General features: G+C 37.9%; 14 protein-coding genes. 8 read left to right on the forward strand and 6 right to left on the reverse strand.

Going from position 1 to position 16,740, the window contains the following annotated elements; translation table 11 throughout:
• Nucleotides 1-61: 61 nt before the first annotated feature.
• Nucleotides 62-1,378 carry a serine hydrolase domain-containing protein gene (locus tag ALPR1_RS01655; RefSeq protein ID WP_008197967.1) on the forward strand — a complete coding sequence of 439 codons (1,317 nt, stop codon included), beginning with the start codon at nucleotides 62-64 and terminating at the stop codon, nucleotides 1,376-1,378.
• A gap of 50 nt (nucleotides 1,379-1,428) precedes the next feature.
• Here the strand turns inward: ALPR1_RS01655 and ALPR1_RS01660 are convergent, their stop codons facing one another.
• Complete coding sequence (locus ALPR1_RS01660) at nucleotides 1,429-1,893, reverse strand: MaoC family dehydratase (RefSeq protein ID WP_008197968.1); 465 nt, start codon at nucleotides 1,891-1,893, stop codon at nucleotides 1,429-1,431.
• 201 nt (nucleotides 1,894-2,094) lie between these two features.
• Here ALPR1_RS01660 and ALPR1_RS20155 point away from each other — a divergent pair, with 201 nt between their 5' ends.
• Genes ALPR1_RS20155 through mtgA form a run of 4 tightly spaced genes read left to right on the forward strand, consistent with a single transcriptional unit; the run spans nucleotide 2,095 to nucleotide 7,410 of the window.
• Nucleotides 2,095-3,945, forward strand: coding sequence for a transglutaminase-like domain-containing protein (locus ALPR1_RS20155; RefSeq protein ID WP_008197969.1), 1,851 nt, complete (start codon nucleotides 2,095-2,097; stop codon nucleotides 3,943-3,945).
• Nucleotide 3,946: 1 nt separating this feature from the next.
• Nucleotides 3,947-5,869 (forward strand): DUF3857 domain-containing protein, encoded by a 1,923-nt coding sequence (locus ALPR1_RS01670; protein ID WP_008197970.1) that lies wholly within the window; start codon nucleotides 3,947-3,949, stop codon nucleotides 5,867-5,869.
• 48 nt (nucleotides 5,870-5,917) lie between these two features.
• The gene (locus ALPR1_RS01675; protein ID WP_008197971.1) at nucleotides 5,918-6,712 is read left to right on the forward strand and encodes a class I SAM-dependent methyltransferase; all 795 of its coding nucleotides are present in this window, start codon (nucleotides 5,918-5,920) and stop codon (nucleotides 6,710-6,712) included.
• Between the two features lie 2 nt (nucleotides 6,713-6,714).
• Nucleotides 6,715-7,410 carry a monofunctional biosynthetic peptidoglycan transglycosylase gene (gene mtgA, locus ALPR1_RS01680; protein ID WP_008197972.1) on the forward strand — a complete coding sequence of 232 codons (696 nt, stop codon included), beginning with the start codon at nucleotides 6,715-6,717 and terminating at the stop codon, nucleotides 7,408-7,410.
• Nucleotides 7,411-7,859: 449 nt separating this feature from the next.
• Here mtgA and ALPR1_RS01685 read toward each other — a convergent pair whose 3' ends face one another.
• The gene (locus ALPR1_RS01685) at nucleotides 7,860-9,638 is read right to left on the reverse strand and encodes a chloride channel protein (RefSeq protein ID WP_040302457.1); all 1,779 of its coding nucleotides are present in this window, start codon (nucleotides 9,636-9,638) and stop codon (nucleotides 7,860-7,862) included.
• Between the two features lie 79 nt (nucleotides 9,639-9,717).
• Nucleotides 9,718-10,632, reverse strand: coding sequence for a M28 family peptidase (locus ALPR1_RS01690; RefSeq protein WP_008197974.1), 915 nt, complete (start codon nucleotides 10,630-10,632; stop codon nucleotides 9,718-9,720).
• 70 nt (nucleotides 10,633-10,702) lie between these two features.
• Between ALPR1_RS01690 and ALPR1_RS01695 the strand changes: the two genes are divergently transcribed.
• Nucleotides 10,703-11,686 (forward strand): hypothetical protein, encoded by a 984-nt coding sequence (locus ALPR1_RS01695; protein WP_008197975.1) that lies wholly within the window; start codon nucleotides 10,703-10,705, stop codon nucleotides 11,684-11,686.
• A gap of 195 nt (nucleotides 11,687-11,881) precedes the next feature.
• Here the strand turns inward: ALPR1_RS01695 and yjjX are convergent, their stop codons facing one another.
• Both yjjX and ALPR1_RS01705 read right to left on the reverse strand, forming a co-directional pair.
• Nucleotides 11,882-12,448, reverse strand: a complete 567-nt coding sequence (gene yjjX, locus ALPR1_RS01700; RefSeq protein ID WP_008197977.1) for an inosine/xanthosine triphosphatase — start codon at nucleotides 12,446-12,448, stop codon at nucleotides 11,882-11,884.
• 26 nt (nucleotides 12,449-12,474) lie between these two features.
• Nucleotides 12,475-13,182, reverse strand: a complete 708-nt coding sequence (locus ALPR1_RS01705; RefSeq protein WP_008197979.1) for a YebC/PmpR family DNA-binding transcriptional regulator — start codon at nucleotides 13,180-13,182, stop codon at nucleotides 12,475-12,477.
• Between the two features lie 144 nt (nucleotides 13,183-13,326).
• Between ALPR1_RS01705 and ALPR1_RS01710 the strand changes: the two genes are divergently transcribed.
• Both ALPR1_RS01710 and ALPR1_RS01715 read left to right on the forward strand, forming a co-directional pair.
• Entirely contained in the window at nucleotides 13,327-14,658 is a 1,332-nt protein-coding gene (locus tag ALPR1_RS01710) for an NAD(P)/FAD-dependent oxidoreductase (protein WP_008197980.1), read from the forward strand.
• A gap of 89 nt (nucleotides 14,659-14,747) precedes the next feature.
• Entirely contained in the window at nucleotides 14,748-15,179 is a 432-nt protein-coding gene (locus ALPR1_RS01715; RefSeq protein WP_008197981.1) for a DUF4890 domain-containing protein, read from the forward strand.
• An 81-nt stretch (nucleotides 15,180-15,260) separates the two neighbouring features.
• Here ALPR1_RS01715 and ALPR1_RS01720 read toward each other — a convergent pair whose 3' ends face one another.
• Complete coding sequence (locus tag ALPR1_RS01720) at nucleotides 15,261-16,739, reverse strand: glutamate synthase subunit beta (RefSeq protein WP_008197982.1); 1,479 nt, start codon at nucleotides 16,737-16,739, stop codon at nucleotides 15,261-15,263.
• Between the last annotated feature and the right edge of the window lies 1 nt (nucleotide 16,740).

The raw sequence follows: 16,740 nt of genomic DNA on the forward strand, positions 1-16,740 counted from the left end.
TTCGCATCCTCCTTGTAACCCAAGGAGGATTTTTTTTTATATTCACTGAATTCATAATGATATGCAACAACGGATTATCTACTCTTTATTTCTTTACCTGATCAGTGCAGCTACTCTGATTGCTCAAGATTTCAATAAACTGGATCAGTATTTTGATTCTCTGGAAGTCCATAACAAGTTTATGGGTAATGTACTTTTGAAGGGAAATGGAGAAGTTCTTTATGCCCGTTCCTTGGGCTTTAAAGATATTGAAGAGGGGGTAAAGTTAGAGGAGGATACACAATTCAGAGTGGGTTCCATCACCAAAATGTTTACGACGGTACTTGTTTTACAAGCGGTAGAAGAAGGCAAGTTGAAACTGGATCAAAAACTTTCTGAATTTATTCCTGAAATCGAAAATTCGGATCAAATAACAATTAGCATGCTTCTCCAACATAGAAGCGGTATTCATAATTTTACTAATGATGATTTATATGACACCTATTTCACAAGTCCTCAAACGCGTGAACAGCTCATAGAAATCATCAAAGAGGGAGGAAGTGATTTCGAACCTGATACCAAGGGAGAGTACAGTAATTCCAATTTTGTCTTACTCACCTTTATTTTGGAGGGGGTGTATGATGAATCTTATCGGGAATTAGTAAAGGAAAGAATCACTAAGCCTTTGCGATTAGAACATACTTTAGTTGGCCAAGGGAAAGGATCAAATGAAGCCAGCTCCTATTCTTTTGAGAATGGTTGGCAAAAAGAGCAGGTTACAGACATGTCTATCCCATTGGGGGCGGGAGCCATAGTTTCCACCACAGAGGATCTAGGGAATTTCATCGAAGGTCTTTTTTCTGGAAAACTCATTTCCGATGAAAGTTTAGGATTGATGAAAGAAATAAAAGATGGATATGGAAGGGGAATGTTCCAGTTTCCATATTATGAGAAGAAAGCCTATGGTCATAATGGGGGGATTGATGGTTTTTCATCTATGTTAGGCTATTTACCCTCGGAAGAAGTTACGATTTGTATTTTATCAAACGGCAGCAATTATAACAACAATACTATTATTCTTGCGATACTGGATACTCAGTTTGGAAGAGAGGTTAAAATCCCGTCGTTCCAAACAGCAACGTTAACAGAGGATGAGTTGGATCAGTATTTAGGGGAATATGCTTCAGACCAAATCCCACTTAAAATGACCTTCTCAAAAGAAGGGAATACCTTGATTGCCAAGGCTACTGGTCAACCAGAGACTCCATTAGAGGCCAGAGGAAATCATGTTTTTGAATTTGTCCAGGCAGGAGCTACGATGATTTTTGATCCTGAAAAAGGTGAAATGACGCTCAAACAAGGAGGCGCAACAATTTTATTTAAAAGAACAAACCTATAAAAAACTAACTTTTATTAGCTTCAATTTCATTTTATGATAATGGCTAGTAATTATTTAAAGTGGTAAAGGAAGACCAGCACTCCTGTAAAGGCAGGTTTTCTCTGATCCTTAATTTCTAATTTTACAGAGACTTCTGCCTTGACCGTTCCTCTAAGATTCACAACAGATTTCAAGTTGGCAACCAACCTAACTTGATCATTCACAAGAACGGGATGAGCAAACCTAAAATTTTCAATTCCATAATTGATCATCATTTTTAGGTTATTCACTTTTAAAATTTGTTCCCAAAGATGAGGAACAATACTTAAAGTCAAGTACCCATGCGCAATGGTATTTCCGAAAGCACCTTCGGATTTAGCGCGCTCAGGATCTGTGTGTATCCACTGGTGATCATGGGTAGCGTCTGCAAAAAGATTGATTTGATTTTGGGAGATTTGAAAATATTCGGAGGTTCCAAGTTCTTGTCCACTGTAGGCTTCAAATTCTTCGAAACTTCCTATTTCTATTGCGCTCATTCCTATATTATTTCGTAAAAATTCAAAATAGGGAACTTTTGTTGGGATTTACAAGGAGAAATTTCCTAAAAAAAATATAAAAAGCTGATAGTCAGAGCTATTGAAACTAAAGGAATTATTTCTGAAATAAATAATATAAAAATAGATTAGTTTTTCACCTTTTTATTTAATTTCAACGCGAATAATTCCAATTTATTTTGCATGAACAATCATTGTTTCCTTGTCCTTATCTTTCTAAGTTTTATTTCTGAAACTGCTTTTTGTTCTGCAAAAGATTCTGTTGATATATACTCTGAACTTACAGAAAAACAGGTGATTACGGTCACTAAAGATTTTGAAGTCAAATATTATAATGAAAGAACAATTACTGTTTTTTCAAATGAAGGATTAGATCATGCCTATACTTCATTATCCTATGATCGATTGAGTAAAATTGAAAATTTTCAGCTTGAGGTCATTAATCCCAAAACTGGGAAAACCTTAGAAAAAGCCAAATTGCGAGACATGAGTGATGTGGCGATTTACTCGACTTCTAGTGTTTTTGACGATAATCGGAGGAAATATTATGAGGTTAAAAGTGGGGTGTTTCCTATAAAGATTAAGATCATCACCGAGACCAAATCCAGCAGCAATTTTTTTCTGAGGACATGGATACCCGTTCATAGGTATAATCAAAAAATAAAAAATTCAAGCATTACTGTTAATTACCCAAAAGAGATAGGACTTCGGTATAAAGAGTTAAACCTCTTGGGTACCAGAGAGGAAAAGGAAGAGGATGGTATGGTTTCCATCACCTGGGAAGAAACTGACCTTCCGATTCAAGAGCCAGATTTCGAAGAAGAAGATGATCATAGATTATTAATTGCTCCTGTAAAATTTGGGATGGAGGAGTACTCTGGGGAAATGGGGGATTGGTCAGGTTTAGCGGATTGGCTTTACAAACTAAATGAAGGCCGGGACCAGCTACCAGAAGACCTGAAAAAGAAAATTCATGCACTGACGGATGAGCTAGAAAGTTCCTATGAGAAGGTAGAGGTTTTATATACTTACCTCCAGCAAAACTTTAGATATGTGAGTATTCAGTTAGGTATTGGTGGATGGCAAACCATGAGTTCTGAAGAAGTAGCCAAGTATGCTTATGGGGATTGTAAAGGATTATCCAATATTATGAAGGCCATGCTTGCTGAAGTAGGAATTGACTCAAATTATACCTTGGTATTTGCGGGTGAAGATGAAGAGGATATTGAGGTAGATTTTCCTTCAAATCAGTTTAATCATGTGATACTACAAGTTCCTACTGACAAGGATCCGATTTGGTTAGAATGTACATCCAATTTACTCCCTGCAGGTTATTTAGGATCATTTACTAAGGATCGACATGTTTTGGTGACTACAAAAGGAGGTGGCTATTTAACCAAAACTCCATCTTATAAGGAAGCTCAGTGGAATCAATCAAAATCTGAAACGAACATTAAAATAGACCCGCAAGGAAATGCTCTTATAGAAACGGATATGCAATTTGAGGGCAATTTTGCAGAAGATTTAATGTACGTGAAGAACAACCTGGATGAAAGAAAACAAAAAGATTTTTTCAATAGAACTTCACCAGTTTCAGGCTTAATTGTAACGGACCTTTCGATTGATTTACAACATCAAGATTCTATCCCGGTAGCCAAAACCAGCTACAAAGGATTCATTCAGAAGTTTACTCAAAATACTTCCAAAAGGGTTATTCTGAAGTCATTTATGGGGGATTTAGAGCCAGAAATGTTTCAGTCCAATCGATTGGTGAAAACAGATTCATTTCGCATTGATTTAGGTGATAACCTGACGCCAGAGTCAAGTTTGGAGCCTCTGTATTTTCAGGAGGAAGGAAACAACATTGCTATCGTCAGTAAACTTGACGGAAATATATTGAACGTCACAAGAGAGATAGAAATTGATTTTTCCGATGAATTGGAGGATGAAGCCAAAAAAGAGCTAATAAAAAAGATCAATTCAAAAGCTGTAAAAACTTACATCTTTTTAAAATCAGATATACAAACTAATTAATATGAGAATACTATTTACCATCATCCTCTTATTTACTTTTTCCCTTACCTGGGCTCAAAACGTGAAAATGGGGGAGTTTTCCGATGAGGAAATAAATTTAAAAGAGGTGTCCTATGAGCCGGATGCCGCTGCAGTAGTTTTATGGGAAGAAGGAGAATCCCAGTTTTCCTCTGGATTATTAGTAACTAACTACCTTTTCCGTGTGAAAATCCTTTCTGAAGCAGGTAAAGAGCATGGGGATATTCGAATTCGATATTATATCGGAGATAGTAAAGTTGAGTATATAAGTAGTGTAAAAGCACAGATATCCAATTTCAATGGGGATGAGGTAGAAACTACCAAATTGAAAAAGGAGAATATTTTTGATGTGGATTTAGGAGAAGGGTATCGAGAGACAAGAATTACTTTTCCAAATGTTCAAGTAGGCTCAATTTTAGAGTATTCCTATAAAAAAGCTGACAAGAATCTGACTTTTTTGGATGGCTGGACTTTCCAGAATTCTATCCCAACCCTTGGTTCACATTATCAGATTAAGATGAATCCGAACCTTGATTATCAAACCATAAGTCAGGGATATAATTTATCCACTAGAGCTGAAAAATCTGAGGACTATGGTATTTATAAATGGACATTGAGGAATTTATATTCCTTGAAAGAGGAGCCCTATATGAAGAATTACCGTGATTATATAGAGAGAATAGAATTCCAGCTATTTAGGTACAAAGAGTCTACGCATGTAGGTGAGCTGTGGAAGAATGTATTGAATACATGGGAAAAGTTAGGTGATGAGTTAATTTCTTCTTATCGTCAAAAAGGCTATTACAGAAGTAATCCCATTGAAAAGGAATTGCTAGATGCAGATATCAGTGGAGAAACTCAGCTTGAAATGGCAAGCAAAGCATATTATTACGTCCGAGATAATTTTACGGCTGAAGGTGTAGATTTCATCTATGCAGATCAACAGATTAATCAATTGCTAAAAACCAGGACTGGTAGCCCTCAAGAGTTGAGCTTACTATTAATGGGAATATTAAAGTCGCAAGGAATCACCTGTGATCCTGTTTTGATAGGCAGTAAAGGAAATGGTAGAACAGACATTGTTCCTTTTCCTTTTTTAAATCAATTTGATGAAATATTGCTAAGGACTGAACTTGATGGAGAAGTAAAATTCATTGATTTATCTGATAAAGATGCTCCTTTCGGGTATGTTGATTTGGATAAGCAGGTGAAAGCTGGCCTTTATCTAGTGCAAGGTACCAGCGCGATTGTACCTCTGGAATTTGAAGGCAGTGGCAATGTGGTGTATTTTAGTCAAGTTGATTTTGAAGGATCCGACTTGGTGATGAATAATAGTATTCGCCATTATCAGCATGAAGGGCTTAATTGGCAAAAAACTGTCGATTACTTGGAGAAGCAAAAGGATCCTTTGGATAAGTTGTTTGCAGAAAGTGCCAATAATATGAATATCCAAGATATTAGTTTTGAAAATACCCTTCAGGAAAAAGACTTTGTCACGACATCATTCAAAATTGTAATGGAATCCGCTGCAGAAGAGGATATGATTATGTTTAATCCTATTAAATATTCATCCTTTTCAAAAAATCCATTTACGCAGGAATATCGAATCTTCCCCGTGGATTTTGAGCATAAGTTCAGTGAGATGAGCAGTGTAAACATTAAAATTCCGGAGGGATACGAGTTGGATGATTTTCCACAGGATGCAGTTTTGACGATTGAAGGGAGTCCGATAGTTTTCTCCTATAGCACCAACTTTATGAACGGTATTTTGACAGTTTCTTCCAAATTGGCCATTCGAAATCCATTAATCGGAGCGGAACAATACCCTGATTTAAAATATTTAATGGAATCCATAGCCTCTAAGCTTCAGGAACCGGTGATCCTTAAAAAAATCGTAGCACCATGATCAGGTAATTGCCCTTTTTTTCTGATAATTTGGTGAAAAATTTACCAGATGACATCATACTTACATGGGTACTTTCCAGAAGAACAAGAAAGGCTAGTAGAGCAAGCGGGGATTTTAGGGTCTTTGATTTATCCGAGGATTGACTTTGAAGGATGTAAACATGTTTTAGAGATAGGTTCGGGTGTAGGCGCGCAGACCAAGGTTTTAATAAGCCTATTTCCGGATTTAAAAATCACCTGTGTGGATGCTGAGTCCAAGCAATTGGAAAAAGCCAAGGCTAACTTACTTGAAGAAGCAGATCGATTAACTTTTGTACATCAAGATGCCCAAAAATTGGACCTTGACGAAAAATTTGACGGAGCATTTTTATGTTGGGTTTTGGAGCATATTCCTGACCCTAAATCGGTTTTAGGTAGCTTAAAAAATCAGCTTCTCCCGGGCTCAGTTGTATGGATTACCGAGGTGTTTAATAGTACATTTTATTTCCAGCCTGAGTTACCAGGATTGAGGAATTACTATGATAACTACAATGCATACCAGCGATCGCTTGGAGGGGATCCGGATGTTGGCGCTAAGCTTGGTGGTTTATTAAAGGAAAATGGTTTTCGCGATATTGAGCTTTACCCTGGAGGTTTTCACTTAAGTAAGCATGAACCTGAATTATTGCAGAAATTCACTACCTATTGGATAGAATTGATGAAAAGCGGTGCCGCAGCCATGCTTGCATCGGAATGGATTTTGCCTGAGGAGGTGTCAGCGATGGAGAAAGATTTAATTAGAATTGCAGCTGACGAGAATGCAGTGTTTTATTATCGTTTTGTTCAGGCTAGCGCAACTATATAAAAATGGGGATTATTAGACGTGTTTGGAAGTTTTTCTGGAAACTGGTCATTTGGTTTTTGATTATTTCTATTGGATTGACTGTCTTGTATAGATTCGTACCTGTTCCTGTAACACCTTTGATGGTGATCCGACTATTCGAACAAACTTTTGATTCAGAGAAAAAAGTGAAATTGGAAAAGGACTGGGTTCCCATTTCCGAAATTTCGAAATACGCCGCTCAAGCTGTTTATGCTTCGGAAGATCAGAAGTTCCTGGATCATCATGGTTTTGATTTTGAAGCCATGCAAAAAGCCTGGGAAAATAATAAAAAGGGTAAGCTCGTGAAGGGAGCTAGCACCATTACGCAGCAGACCGTTAAGAATGTGTTTCTATGGCCGGGAAGGAATTACCTTCGTAAAGGTTTAGAGGCTTATTTTACGGTTTTGGTTGAACTTATCTGGCCAAAAGAACGGATCATGGAAGTTTACCTAAATGTAATTGAAATGGGTCCGGGGATTTATGGGATTGAAGCCGCTGCGCAGAATTATTACGGTAAATCAGCGATTGATCTAAATAGAAATGAAGCAGCGATGATAGCTGCAGTATTACCAAACCCGATTCGATGGAATCCAAAGAAGCCTACACCCTATATACTGGGAAGGCAAGTGTGGATCATGAAGCAAATGGGAAATCTAGCCCCTATTGGATTTGGGGACTGATCTTGACTAGATTGTATTTAGCTAGTTAAAATTGTAATTTATCAAGTAAGTTTAGGCTTGAAAATAGATATTCAATTCCAACTTGAATTGGTAAAGGGATCTACGCCATATTGATTTTTTTTTGGAACAGAATTTTATTCTAATCCATGAGTCAACAAGGATAAATTGTCAAAGTGACTTTTCTTTATTTTTTTGCTTTTTCATTAATAAAAAGTGCCTCTATTGGCTCCATTTGAGGATTGTAAATTGCAAGATAATTTTATCCACATTTTCATTAATTTATCCACACTTTTCCACAAGGCATATATAAGTAACTTTAAATCAGTGTTTTAGCACTAAAAATTAAAAGTCGATTTTGTGGATAAAACAGGCTAACTTTTAAAAAATAGTAAAATGTAAAATTGAAAAAGGTGGATAAATCTGAAGTCCAAATTTTATTCTAAATCGGTTTAATCTTGCTTTTGTCTAATCAGTCTTTTTCTATAAGCATTGAATATCCTAGACTTCGAAACAAAGCCCAAATAGATTTCATTTTCAATCACTGGGAGGTTCCAGGCACCTGAACTTTCGAATTTATCCATTGCTTTTTGCATATTTTCGGTTGCAAATAGGATTTCTGGAGGACTGTGCATCAGGTCCCTAACAAAAATGGTTTCCTGTTTCGAAGGGTCAAACATGATATCTCGGATATCATCCAATGTAATGATGCCTCGGAGAGCCTTTTTATCATCTACTACAGGGAAAATGTTTCTCTTTGAGATTTTTACCAATTTGATCAAATCCCTCAATTTCGCATCTGGATGAATCGGAAGTAAGTCCCGTTCAATGACATGTGTAATATCGATGAGCTCTAATAGTTCCTGATCTTTTGACTCTGGCAAAAACTTGCCTTTATCTTTTAACTGCATCTTATATAAACTGTCCTTCTGATAGTAGGTGGTGGTGATGTAAGAAATTGCAGATACAAACATCAAGGGAACGAATAACTCATAGCCACCAGTAATCTCTGCTATAAGGAATATGGCTGATAAGGGAGAGTGTTGAACTCCGCTCATGACTCCACACATAGCGACCAATGTAAATGAAGCCAGTGGGAGAGGAATATGGAATCCGAGAAGATTTTTTGAATAAGCGAAAACGAACCCTACGATTCCCCCAACATAAAGTGAAGGTGCAAATATACCGCCACTACCTCCGCCGCCGATTGTCAAAGCAGAGGCTATAGGTTTCACCAAGATGATCAAAATCAAAAAGATGATAATCATGTATGGATTTTCTATCACGGAGAAGAAAGGGCTGCGATTCAGGATTTCTGCAGATTTCCCATCAATCAGCTGATTTAAGGTATTGTAACCTTCTCCATAAATTGGAGGGAAAAAGAATACCATAAATCCTAATAAAGCTCCACCATATAGCATCCGAATCGTTTGACTTTCTAGGCCTTCTAATACTAATTCGGTTTTTCTTACCGCTCTATTGAAGTACAAGGATACCAGACCACAAATGATCCCCAATCCCAAATAATAGGGCATGTGAGCTGCCAAAAAAGTTTCTTCAAACCGAAAGTTGAATATGGATTCCTTGCCTATTAAAATCATAGAAGTTAAGGAACCCGTCACTGAAGCTATAAGCAAGGGAATGAAACTGGCAATACTGACTTCCAAAAGGACAACTTCAATCGCAAAAATTACCGCTCCAATAGGAGCACCGAATATGGCGGAAATTGAGGCTGCGGCTCCACAACCAATCAACAGAGCTCTTTTTTTGCCATTTAAGTGCATGAGCAGGCCGGTGTTGGACCCAATAGCTGATCCTGTAACTACCATGGGAGCTTCAAGTCCTACAGAACCCCCAAAGCCTACTGTCAATGCCGAGGTAAATAAACGGCTATACATTTTCACCCTAGGAATGAGGCTTTGCTTTTTGGAGATAATGAACAACACATCGGGAATTCCATGACCCCCAACGTCCTTAAAAATAAACTTCCCCACCAAGTAGGCAGCTGTAATCCCTATCATAGGATAAAGGATATACAGGAAGTTTGCGTATTCGTTGTAAAAATCTTCAGTTAGAAAATTCTGAATCGCATGCACTGCGCCTTTTAAGAGAACCGCAGCTAATCCAGAAAGCACCCCGATAATCACACTCAGGATGATAATAAAGGACTGATTACTCAGATGCCTGAGCCGCCAGATTAAAAGTTTTGTAATGAAATCTGATTTAGGCAAAATTCAATGGGATAGTCCTTCAATTTCTGCACAAATTAGTCATCCTTTTAGGCAATTCGAAAGAATAAAGCCATTCTTTCTATAATTTCTGATCCAATGCTATCGCACATTTCAAAATAAGGTTGACCGCATCAAAATAAAAGTCGGGTTGTATGTTTTTAAATTCGTCGCTGGGTCTATGATAATCCGGATGGTCTTCCACACCAAAATAGATATGTGGGATCTCTTTTTCAAGGAAAGCACCATGATCTGAGGACTTGCTCCAATCATCACTTCCAGTACCAGGAAGGTCATGACCAAAAACAAGCTTTGGGCTTTGTCCTTTAGAGGCCGCTTCCAAGATTGGCTTCAAATCAGGATTATGGTAAGTTCCTGATGCATATAATTCCCTTTTATCATTTCGGGAAATCATGTCCATATTAATGTTGAGAACAATGTTTTCTAAAGGAAAAGGGAAGTCATTTACCAAAGCCCTAGCTCCTTGAAGACCCATTTCCTCTCCATCTAGAGAAACAAATATCATACTGTGTTTTGGCCTATTTTCCTTAAAGTACTTTGCCAAGGCCAGCAGGGCAGCTGTTCCTGAAGCATTGTCATCTGCTCCGTTATAAATTGAATCACCGGCTATGGCAGTTCCGATACCTACGTGATCAAAATGAGCAGTGATTACAATGATTTTTCTAGATTCACTTCCAGCCACAAAACCTTCCACATTTGCTCCTTCAATTTTCTTCTGTTGTCTTCTACTTTCGAAGGAAAATAATTGTTCGTAATTTTTATAATGGGTTTCTAAACCAATATTTTTAAATTCCTCCACTAGAAATTTTCTCGCTCGCAGGTTTTCTTCGGTGCCGGTTTTTCTACCCTTGAAGGAATCTGAGGAAAGGAATTCTAAATTGTCAAGCAATGACTTTTTATCTACTTCTTGAGCTATTGACGTAGAAAAAGAAAAAATTAAGGATAAAATTAGAAAGATTTTGAATTTTGATTTCATCAAAACAAATAGTTAGCGTTATGTATATTCGTAAAAATACTAAGCTATAGGACTTCATCCATTCATTCACATGAAATATATTTTAACGGTTGCTTTACTTGTCATACTTTTCTTCGATTTGAGGGGGCAAGGTGTTATTCCGGAAACTTTTTTTAATGGCAAGTCAGTGGTAATGGTTTCAAATGATCCCGGTGCAAAACCTGTCATGACTTGGCAGGCGCTTGCGGATAGTGTTCATAATGGATTGGTAGAAGCAGGGGGAGATCCAATAGCCTATTTTGAATTGGAGCAAGTAGCAATTTCAGAGGCAGTTCAGGCAGATTATGCGAATAAGTTTGCTGGTAGGCTGGTGAAAAATATCATTTTTGTCACAAGGCAAAAATCAACAACTTCTATTCATGTGGCCCCTTTTACAGGTGATGGTCAGATGATTCCTACCACCTCTTTATATGGGACTAGTGCAGCAGACTATACTACTGCAGCAAAACAATTCGCAGAAATTGGTAAATCCACAAAATCTAGAAATTTATTGGTTCTGGATGTTCCAGAGTTTCCTAAAATGAGTGCTGAAGAAAGTACTTCTGATTTAAAATTTTTGAATCGAAATCCTCTAAACCTGGAAATGTTCAAATTGGGAATTCCTATTGAAGGTTCCTCTGCGGAAACAGGCTTGTTGAGCTATTTTAGGTATGATATGTATGGTAAGTCTCAGTCCACAATTTTAGCCGAGCAAGAGGCTCAGAAAACAGGAATCGAACAAATTCTGGATGCTGAGTATCCGCATGAAACAGTCTGGCTAACGGAGGCGAAAACAACGGAAGAATTGTTAGAGGAAAGGGTTCAGTTTTTATTGGTAAAAGTAGAAGGAAGAGAAGCGGATATGATGAAAAGTATGGGCTTAGAAGTGAGCGACCCCAATTCTGCAAATAGGATTGTAGTGAAATATTATATCAAACTTTTGGTAAGGGATGAATTGTATTTAGGTCCTGTATGGGATGCTGACCCCGATTGGAGAGTGGCTTTAAGAAATTTCCTAAAGCATTTAAAAGAATAGACCTCCCTGAGGGAGGTCTTTAGTTGAGACAAATTAAGGGTGATTGTAACAACTTCTTCTTTTTATTTGAATGCGAACTAATGTAACCACATTTAATTTTACTAAAGAAGCATTTTTTATCGAAGTTTCCAAGTTTTCATAAGTAATTATGAAAGGCTACTAGCTTTCTTAATTCATTTAAACTCTTGATTTAACTTAGAATAAATTTTTGTTTAAATATGGAATTAAGGCTAAGATAATTGCCTGCGAATAATAGGCTTTTCTATCCAGGACTCCGTGGGTTAAAATTCCAACTGAACCTCCCTGTTGTTTTGAGTTGTCCTGATCAAAGACTTCATCATCTGCCTTCCCCAATTCAACTCCTTTATTAACTAAACTTCGCACTTTTTCTGGAAGATAAAATACTCCTGTTTTAGCTTGACTTGTCTTTTTGTCTTTGTCCTCAATATAAATCCAAGCGAAAGCAAACATCCCATGCTCATCTTCATCGACCCCACCTTCTATTCCTACCCAATAATCTGCTTCTGGAAAGGTTTTTCTGGAATTTTCAGCCCTGTTTTTGGCTCCTAGAAGGGTTTCTTTATCTCCCTTAGGTTGATCAGGAACTCCAGAAGAGGTGTTGACTCCATTGACCAGAAATGGTCTTGAAAATGCCTCTGAAAAGGCGTCCTCTGTACAGGAGATTTTGACTGGGTTTTTACTTCCTACAATAATTAACTGTCTTTCAGTATCCTGAAAGTTGACTCTTTTTGGAAAATTCATAGATATAAAAAAACCTAGGCAGATGCCTAGGCCATGTTAGTGTATACGTTGTTGACATCATCATCTTCCTCCATCTTATCAATCATCTTGTGAATGATCTCTTCCTGCTCTTCTGTCAATTCAGTAAGTGTGGTAGGGAATCTTTGGAAATCGGCGCTGATGACTTCAATCCCTTTTTCTTCCAGGGCTTTTTGCATGGAGCCAAAATCTGCAAATTCAGTATAAACGAAAAGTTCGCCTTCATTTTCATCAATTTCTGAAAGGCCAAAATCGATCAGTTCAAATTCAAGTTCCTCCATGTCTAATTCCCCTTTATCAAAACGGAATACGGCTTTATGATCAAACATAAAGCTCACAGAACCAGAAGTGCCTAAAGATCCACCTGCTTTGGTGAAGTAAGAACGGATATTTGCTACTGTTCTATTGATGTTATCTGTGGAGGTTTCTACAATGACTGCAATTCCAAAAGGGCCATAGCCTTCATAAACGAGCTCTTCATAATCTTTTTCGTCCTTATTAGATGCTCTCTTGATTGCTGCCTCAATCCTATCTTTTGGCATTTGGGCACCTTTGGCATTTTGAATTACAGTTCTTAACCTCGGATTGGCTGTAGGATCAGGGCCTCCAGACTTTACCGCCATGACTATTTCTTTGCCTAGCCGAGTAAATACTTTGGACATTTTGTCCCATCTCTTGAATTTTCTTTCTTTTCTGAATTCAAATGCTCTTCCCATATTAATCGTGATTTGGGTAGTAAAAATAGCAAATCTTTTCTTCTTCGGCAGAAAAGCTGAAGTCCAAAAAAGATATTGAAATTTGAGCTCTTAATATTGTCCTTACTTGGGTCAATTTCGTTAGGTTAAAGAAACCGTAATATCATGGTAGTACCTGAAGAACTCCCCATACCCAACATTCCAAATTCACCGTTGCCAACCGTAGTTATTGTAGGAGGTGGATTTGCCGGTTTAAAGCTTGCTAGGAAATTAAAATCTGCGCCTTATCAAGTGATTTTACTGGATAAGCATAACTATCACCAGTTCCAGCCTTTATTTTATCAAGTTGCTACAGCTGGTTTGGAACCAAGTGCAATTTCCTTCCCACTTAGAAAGATTTTCCATAATAGCCCCAATACTATTTTTAGGATGGCTGAAGTGCAATCTTTTGATTCGGAGGAAAATCGTTTATATACCAATATTGGCTATATAGATTATGACTTTTTGGTTTTGGCCATGGGTGCTGATACGAACTATTTTGGAAATAAATCCATAGAGTATTATTCCGTTCCCATGAAAACGGTTTCTGAAGCATTGTTTGTCAGAAACAAGATCATTTCTAATTATGAAAGGGCGATCAATATAGAACTCCAAGAAAATAGGAAGTCCCTGATGAATGTGGTAATTGTAGGAGGAGGGCCTACAGGAGTGGAGCTTGCAGGAGCTATGGCGGAATTGAGAAATAATGTGTTGCCAAAGGATTATCCTGAGCTCAATTTTGACAATATGAAAGTGGTTTTGATTGAGGCAGGTCCAAAGCTTTTAGGTGCCATGTCCAAAGAGTCTCAAGATCATTCATTACAATATTTAGAGGAACTGGGAGTGGAGGTGATGCTGGATACCAAAGTGCAGGATTATGATGGGGAAGAAGTTCATATTGAGGGTAAAGAATCTATAAGTACCCAAACTTTACTTTGGGCTGCAGGGATTAAACCAAATTACATTGAGGGCTTATCTAAGGAACACTATGCACCTAATGGGCGGATTTTCGTCAATGAATTTAATGAGGTGAGTGGTCTCGAGGGTATCTATGTACTAGGCGATGTTGCTTTGCAGACGGAAGAAAATTTCCCAAAAGGTCATCCTCAAGTAGCGCAAGTAGCTTTACAACAGGCGGAAAACCTAGGGAAAAACTTGATCAATATATCCAAAGGTCAAGAAATGAAAGCCTTTCACTATAAAGATTTGGGTTCTATGGCAACTGTGGGTAGGAAGAGAGCCGTGGTGGATTTACCTTTTATGAAGTTTCAGGGAATGATGGCTTGGTTAACCTGGCTTTTTGTTCACTTAATGGCGATTCTAGGGGTGAAGAATAAGCTGTTTATTTTTATAGATTGGGCCTGGAACTATTTAAGTTTTGATTCTAGTTTGAGGCTATTGATTAAACCAAAATATGTAAGAGCCAGTGAAAGGAAAGAATTGATTGAAGAAAAATAGGTTTTAAGGTTCCTTAACAAAACAATATAAATAAGGATTAAACCCAATGGTTTTTATCGGGTCTAAAAGACAAACAAACCATAAAAACTATGAAAAAATTAATCTTAGCCACCGCACTGATATTGATTGGAGTATCGAGCAGCTTTGCTCAAAGAGAGAGAGTAAGAGAAAATTCTACGCCTGAAGAACGAGCTCAAAAGCAAACTGAAATGATGGCTGAAAAATTGGAGTTGTCAGAAGATCAGAAAGCTCAAATATTGGCGATCAATATGGAGTATTCCAAAAAAAGGCAAGAAGCCATGGAAGCTAGAAAAGCTGAAATGGAAGCAAGAAGAGAACAGATGATGGAATTGAGGGAGGAAATGAAAGCTCAGGATGAAAAAATCTCAAAAGTATTGACTGAGGAGCAAAGGAAAGAATGGGTTGCTTTGAAAGAATCACAAAGAGACCGCAGAGGAAGAAGACCAGGAGGGGAAGTACGGGAAAGAGGTGATTTACCTAGAAAAAGAGGAGGCAATTAAAAATATAAATGCCGTTCCGATTTAGTCGGAACGGCTTTTTTGATTCCAAAGGCCTTCCTTTGGCTATTAATTCTTTAAAAATTAATCTACGGTTTCGATACCTTCCTCAACTTCATAGAAGGATTCATCTTTTTGAGGTAATGCAGAGCTTCCCATCAAGAATTCGTCAACCTTGACAGCTGCTTCTCTTCCTTCTGAAATGGCCCAAACGACAAGGGATTGACCTCGACGCATATCGCCAGCTAAGAATACCTTAGAATTTGTGCTTTGGTAATTTTTAGATTTAGGAAGAGTATTTTCCATAGTATCCACAGAAAATGCTTCTAAAAGACCATTTTGGGCTGGACCAGTATACCCGATGGCAATAAATGCCCGGTCACATGGTACCACTCTTTCTGTTCCTTCTATTTCTTCAAAAATCATTCTACCACCACTTTCCTTCCATTCAATATCTACTAATTTCAGACCAGTTACCTCTCCTTTTTCGTTACCGACAAATTCTTTGGTAAGGATGGAAAAGACTCTTTCTGCGCCTTCTTCGTGGGAACTTGAAGTTCTCAGAGTCATAGGCCATTCTGGCCAAGGATTGACTTCAGTTCTTTTCATCGGTGGTTTAGGAAGTAATTCCAATTGCGTAATAGAAGCTGCTCCGTGTCTATTTGAGGTACCGATACAGTCACTTCCTGTATCACCACCACCAATAACGATCACATGCTTGTCTTTGGCAGAAATTGGATTTTCTTGAATTTCTCCATTGTTAACCTTGTTTTGGTTACCAAGGAATTCCATTGCAAAATGCACTCCCTTTAGGTCTGAACCGTTGATATTCAAAGCTCTAGGCTGTCCAGCACCGGTAGAAATTACTACAGCATCAAAGTTTTTCAGAATGTTTTCTGCTTTGATATTGAAACCTACTTCAGTACCGCAGGTAAAGATGACGCCCTCTTTGTTCATCAGATCCACTCGTCTGTCAATGACCCACTTTTCCAGTTTAAAATCTGGAATACCATAACGAAGTAAACCGCCTGGTTTTTGGTCCTTTTCAAAGACTGTCACCTCATGACCAGCTTGATTTAACTGATCAGCAGCGGCTAGTCCAGCAGGTCCAGATCCGATCACGGCAACTTGCTTTCCTGTTCTTTTAGCTGGTGGGTTTGGCTTGATCAAATCGAGCTCATATGCCTTTTCAGCAATATTTTTCTCGATTAATTCAATGGCAACAGGATCTTTATTAATCCCTAAAACGCAACTGGCTTCGCAGGGTGCAGGACAAATTCTTCCGGTAAATTCAGGGAAGTTATTTGTGCTTTTAAGAATGTTAATGGCTTGTTCCCATTCTTCATTGTATACCGCATCATTGAAATCGGGGATGACATTTCCTAATGGACATCCACTATGGCAAAAAGGAACTCCACAGTCCATGCATCTTGCCGCCTGATGATTTAATTGCTCGCCACTGAATGGCTTATATATCTCCTTGTAATCACCGATTCTTTCTTTAGTGTCTCGGCTTACAGGTGTTTCTCTTTTAAATTGTATAAATCCTTCTTTCGCTCCCATC

This window comes from Algoriphagus machipongonensis, from assembly GCF_000166275.1.
GTDB classification, from domain to species: Bacteria; Bacteroidota; Bacteroidia; order Cytophagales; family Cyclobacteriaceae; genus Algoriphagus; species Algoriphagus machipongonensis.